General features: G+C 68.3%; 7 protein-coding genes. 2 read left to right on the top strand and 5 right to left on the bottom strand.

The features are described 5' to 3' along the window. Positions 1–69: 69 nt before the first annotated feature. Positions 70–1,017 (top strand): 50S ribosomal protein L11 methyltransferase, encoded by a 948-nt coding sequence (locus tag ACIPIA_RS10135; protein WP_400509104.1) that lies wholly within the window; start codon positions 70–72, stop codon positions 1,015–1,017. A 44-nt stretch (positions 1,018–1,061) separates the two neighbouring features. Here the strand turns inward: ACIPIA_RS10135 and ACIPIA_RS10130 are convergent, their stop codons facing one another. Together ACIPIA_RS10130 and ACIPIA_RS10125 are read right to left on the bottom strand one after the other, a co-directional pair. Continuing rightward, positions 1,062–1,190, bottom strand: coding sequence for a hypothetical protein (locus ACIPIA_RS10130; protein ID WP_400509102.1), 129 nt, complete (start codon positions 1,188–1,190; stop codon positions 1,062–1,064). Between the two features lie 53 nt (positions 1,191–1,243). After that, positions 1,244–1,489 carry a hypothetical protein gene (locus ACIPIA_RS10125; RefSeq protein ID WP_400509101.1) on the bottom strand — a complete coding sequence of 82 codons (246 nt, stop codon included), beginning with the start codon at positions 1,487–1,489 and terminating at the stop codon, positions 1,244–1,246. Positions 1,490–1,786: 297 nt separating this feature from the next. On the opposite strand from ACIPIA_RS10125, the gene ACIPIA_RS10120 reads away from it, so the two are divergent. Further along, positions 1,787–3,622: an aminopeptidase P family protein gene (locus ACIPIA_RS10120; protein ID WP_400509099.1), complete on the top strand. Its 1,836-nt coding sequence runs from the start codon at positions 1,787–1,789 to the stop codon at positions 3,620–3,622. Between the two features lie 55 nt (positions 3,623–3,677). Here the strand turns inward: ACIPIA_RS10120 and ACIPIA_RS10115 are convergent, their stop codons facing one another. The 3 genes from ACIPIA_RS10115 to ACIPIA_RS10105 all read right to left on the bottom strand — a co-directional run. After that, positions 3,678–3,977 (bottom strand): AzlD family protein, encoded by a 300-nt coding sequence (locus ACIPIA_RS10115; protein ID WP_400509097.1) that lies wholly within the window; start codon positions 3,975–3,977, stop codon positions 3,678–3,680. After that, complete coding sequence (locus tag ACIPIA_RS10110; protein WP_400509095.1) at positions 3,974–4,687, bottom strand: AzlC family ABC transporter permease; 714 nt, start codon at positions 4,685–4,687, stop codon at positions 3,974–3,976. The genes ACIPIA_RS10115 and ACIPIA_RS10110 overlap by 4 nt, the downstream gene beginning before the upstream one ends. A gap of 25 nt (positions 4,688–4,712) precedes the next feature. Continuing rightward, positions 4,713–5,056 (bottom strand): helix-turn-helix domain-containing protein (locus ACIPIA_RS10105; RefSeq protein WP_400509093.1); only part of this gene is annotated, 344 nt, incomplete at its 5' end.

The raw sequence follows: 5,056 nt of genomic DNA, 5'->3' as shown, positions 1-5,056 counted from the left end.
TCAGGTTTCGCTGTGGCAGCACCGGCCATTTCCGATGACAGCGGCCGGCCCGCCTGCTAAGCCCGCGCCATGCGCGAAGGCCTCCTGCCAGCGACGGTCGCAACCGTCTTCGAACTCTCCACCTCGGGCGAGAAGGCCCGGGCCCTGACCGAGTTGCTCGGCGAGATCTTCGACCCGACCGAGACCGCGATCTCGGCCTTCGAGATCGAGCAGGGCATCACCACGCTCTCGCTGAATGCGCCGTGGAAGGTCGAGATCTATTTCGCCCACCACCCGGACGAGGAGGCAGTGCGCGACCTGCTCAGGCCGGTCGTCGGCGATCTCGTCGACAGCACGCCCTTCACCACCGTGAACACGAAAGACTGGGTCGCGAACAGCCTCGACGGGCTGAAGCCGGTGCGCGCCGGCCGCGTCATCGTCCATGGTGCGCATGACCGGGACGTCGTGCAGGTCAACGACGTCGCCATCGAGATCGAGGCGGCGCTCGCCTTCGGCACCGGCCATCACGGAACGACCTCGGGCTGCCTGATGGCGCTGGACGCCGAGCTGAAGAAGCGCCGCCCGCGCCGCGGCCTCGATGTCGGCACCGGCACCGGCATTCTGGCGCTGGCGCTGGCCAAGCAGATCAAGCGCAAGGTCGTCGCAGGCGACATCGACGCGGTTGCGGTCGAGGTCTCCGCCCATAATGCGCGTCTCAATCACGCACCCAACGCGCTCGATCTCTATGTCGCGCCGGGCCTGCGCCACGCCAAGGCGAACCGCTCCGGCCATTTCGACCTCGTCTTCGCCAATATCCTCGCCGGGCCGCTGCGGCAGCTTGCGCCCTCGATCGCGCGCGTGCTTTCGCGCGACGGCACGCTGATCCTGTCCGGGCTGCTCGCCATGGACGTCGCCGGCGTGGCCTCGGCCTACCGGCATCACGGCATCTATCTCGTCAGCCAGTCGCTGCGTGAGGGCTGGGCGACGCTGGTCATGAAAAAAGGCGGCGCAGCCCCGAGGCTTCGCCGCCCTGCCTGACCTCCGGCGACCCTGGGGGACGCGAGGCCGTTACTCGTTCCGCTTCAGAAGTCGATCTGGCCGTACTTGCGCTCGGCCTCGGCCTGCAGGCTGCGGGCATCGTGCCAGACGGCGGCCGCGAACTTCGCGGCATCCGCGATCTGTTCGGCGACATGCTTGATGATGGCGATCATGGTTCGGTTCCTGTGCGTTGTCGGCGCGCGGTATTGCCGCAACAGCCGTGAATTCAGCGGTTGAAAGGCAGCGAGACGTCGCTCGACAGCGTCGCGGACGGGTATCCGCCCAGAACGATCTCGGCCTCGTTGACGAGGAGGTTGCGGGCGCGCAGCTCGCGAGCGGCGGAGCGTTTCCGGCTCTCGATCAGCGCGGCATAGAGGCGCTGCATCAGGCTCGGCTTGTCAGCCTTGCGAGCCTTTGTTTCGGCCACCACCGGTACGGGCAGCACGTCGGCATTATCAAGCACGTATGTCATGGGTCCATCTCCGAAAAACGAAGGACAGTCCCGGTCGCTTCCTCGTTCTCTTATGCGACTAAGGTGGGATCATTTCGCACTTGCGAGAAGATGTGTTCGCATATGCGAGATATGCACGAAACGCATGCAATCCGTCCGATCTCGTTAATATTTGCGTCGATTGCATAACCAAGCGACACAATGCGGCTCAATGAGGCAGCGTGCTCCCACGAAACGGGCACCACGCCGACGGTGCTTTTGCGCTGGCGCTTTCGCGGGCGGAGCGCGACGATGGCGCAAACGATGCCGGACCTTGCCATGACCGATTCGACCCTGCCGACCTGCCGCTTCCAGTCCTTTTCCGAACCCAGCGATCCCCGGCTGGTCGCCGGCCGCGTCGCCGCGCTGCGCAAGGCGCTGGCTGCCCAGGGTCTGGACGGCTTCGTCGTTCCCCGCGCCGACGAGCATCAGGGTGAATACGTCCCGGCCCATATGGCCCGCCTCGCCTGGCTGACGGGCTTCACGGGCTCCGCCGGCAGCGCCGTGGTGCTGGCCGACAAGGCGGCGCTGATCGTCGACGGCCGCTACACCATCCAGTCGGCCGAGCAGACCGACACGAAGGTCGTCACCCCCGTCCGCATGGAGGAGACACCGCTGGAGCGCTGGATCGAGCAGAACCTGCCGGCCGGCGGCAAGCTCGGCTACGATCCCTGGCTGCACACCGTCGACGGCGTCGCCAAGCTGGAAAAGGCCGTGGCTGCAGCCGGCGGCAGCCTCGTCGCCGTCACCGCCAACCCGATCGATGCGCTCTGGTCGGACCGCCCGGCCGCCCCGGCAGCGCCGATCAAGGCCCATCCCGCGGCCTATGCCGGGGAGGATTCCACCGCCAAGCTCGGCCGCATCCGCAAGGCGCTGGCCGAGGCGAAGGTCGATGCCCTCGTCGTCTCCGACCCGCACGCGCTGGCCTGGGTCTTCAACATCCGCGGCGGCGATGTCGAGCACACGCCGCTGCCGCTCGGCTACGCCATCGTCCCGCGCGAAGGCCGCCCTACCGTCTTTCTGGCGCCCGAGAAGATCACCAACGAGGCCGGCGACGCCATCGGCGCGGTCGGCGAGATCGCGGCGCCGGCCGAGCTCGAGAACCAGCTCAGGAAGCTCGGCGCCGCCAAGGCCAGGGTCCGGCTGGATGCGACGACCGCCGCCTCGGCCCTGGCGGCGCTGATCCGCGAGGCCGGCGGCACGCCCGATGCCGGCAGCGACCCGATCGCACTGATGAAGGCGCGCAAGAACGCCGCCGAGCTGAGCGGCGCCCGCGCCGCCCATCTGCGCGACGGTGCAGCGATGACCAACTATCTCTCCTGGCTCGCGCGCGAGGCGCCAAAGGGTGGCCTGACCGAGATCGACGCCGTCGCGGCGCTCGAGGCCGAGCGGCTCAGGACCGGGCAGCTCAAGGACGTCTCCTTCACGACGATCGCCGGCGCCGGGCCCAACGCCGCACTGCCGCATTATCGCGTCAGCGAGGCGACCAACCGCAAGCTGGAACCCGGTATCTTCCTGGTGGATTCAGGCGGCCAGTACGAGGACGGCACCACCGACATCACGCGCACCATCGTCATCGGCGAGCCCACAGCCGAGATGCGGGATCGCTACACCCGCGTGCTCAAGGGCCATCTCGCGATCTCGCGGCTGGTCTTCGTCAAGGGTACGTCCGGCGCGCAGCTGGACGCTTTCGCCCGGCTGCCGCTCTGGCAGGGCGGCTTCGACTTCGACCATGGCACCGGCCATGGCGTCGGCAGCTACCTCTCCGTCCATGAGGGGCCGCAGCGCCTGTCCAAGCTCGGCACCACGCCGCTGGAGCCGGGCATGATCCTCTCCAACGAGCCCGGCTACTACAAGCAGGGCGAGTACGGTATCCGCATAGAGAACCTGATCGTCGTCGAAGAGCGCCAGATCCCCGGCGCCGAGCGCACGATCTACGGCTTCGAGACGATCACCTGGTGCCCCTATGAGCGGGCGCTGATCGACAAGAACATGCTCGACGACGGCGAGATCGCCTGGATCGACGGCTATCACGCCAAGGTCTGGGAGAAGCTGTCTCCGCTCGTAACCGGCGAGGCGAAGGGCTGGCTCGAAGCCGCCTGCCGGCCGTTGTGATCCGGGGATGGCCGGGCGTATCCCGGCCATCCGCAGCTTCCCTCACCAGGGCCTGCTAGAGCACCATCCGGAACGCCACCACCGCGACCACACCCACGGCGACGACACCCAGCAGCGGCAGCCGCGTCGCGGCCAGCGCCGCGATCGCCGCCGCAGCCGTCTCGGCCCAGCCCGTCGCGAGCGCGCTCGGCGCGATCACCGCCACCAGGACTGCGGGCGGGATCGCATCGAAGGCGGCCTGCGCGCGCGGCGACAGATTGAGCCGCCCGGCGAGCGCAAGTCCGGCGACGCGCGTGCCATAGGTCACGATCGCCATGCCGAGAAAGGCGAGGAGGTTGACCGGATCGACGCTCACGCTTCGGCCTCCTTCGTCACCGGCCGCTCTTCCGCGCCCGCCGCGAACCACGCCGCCAGCAACCCGCAGAGCGCACCCGCCGCGACATGCCAGGGCGGCCCCACAAGACGATAGGTCACCGCCGAGGCGATCCCGGCAGCGGCCACCGTCCAGAACGTCACCCGTCCCTTCCAGAAGGCGGCGACCAGCGCGATGAACAGCGCCGTGAAGGCGAAATCGGCGCCCAGCCGCTTCGGATCGCCCAGAACTGCGCCGATGGTGGCGCCCAGCGTCGAATTGATCAGCCAGCCCAGAACGAAGGGGATGACCATCGCGAACCAGTAGGCCGGCGTCAGGCGGTGCGTGCGGGCGCGTTTCTCGGCAAGCGCCCAGTTCTCGTCTGCCATGTAGTAGAGGCCGAGGAATTTCTGCCAGCGGCTGAAGCCTTGCAGCTTCGGCGCCAGCGACGCGCCCATCAGTACATGGCGCGCATTGATCAGCAGCGTCGAGAAAATCAGTGCCGCCACCGGCGTCGGCGTCGTCCACAGCTCGACGGCGGCGAACTGCGCACCACCGGCGAAGACCATGGCACTCATCAGGAAGACTTCGAGCGGCGACAATCCCTTGCTCGCGGCCACCGCCCCGAACAGCAGACCGATCGGCGCCGCGGCCACCGCCGCCGGCCAGATATCGTTCAGGCCGCGCCTGATGTCGTCACGCATCGTGGACATGTGCTTGTTCTCTCGAAACGACGGTTCAGCCGACATGCGCGGCGCGGAAGGCGCCGGGCGTCACGCCGAAGCGGGCCTTGAAGGCGCGCGTCAGATGGGGCTGATCGCAGAAGCCGGTTGCCGCGGCGACATCGCCCGGCATCTCGCCACGCCGCAGCCGCTCGCGCGCACGCCGGACGCGGACATCGACCAGATAGGCATGGGGCGTCAGCCCGGTCTCGCGCCGGAAGGCGCGGATCAGGTGATGGCGGGGCAGGCCGGTGAGCCGGGCGAGATCGGCCAGCGACAGGTCTTCCTCGTAATGCGTCTCGAACAGTTCGCGCGCCCTGGCGACGGGCCCCTCCTCCGTTCCGACCGCCCGCAAGGTCA

Origin of the sequence: Allobosea sp. CER48 (genome assembly GCF_044752385.1) — a bacterium.
Classification (GTDB): domain Bacteria; phylum Pseudomonadota; class Alphaproteobacteria; order Rhizobiales; family Beijerinckiaceae; genus Allobosea.
This window is presented reverse-complemented; position numbering and strand designations above follow the sequence as displayed.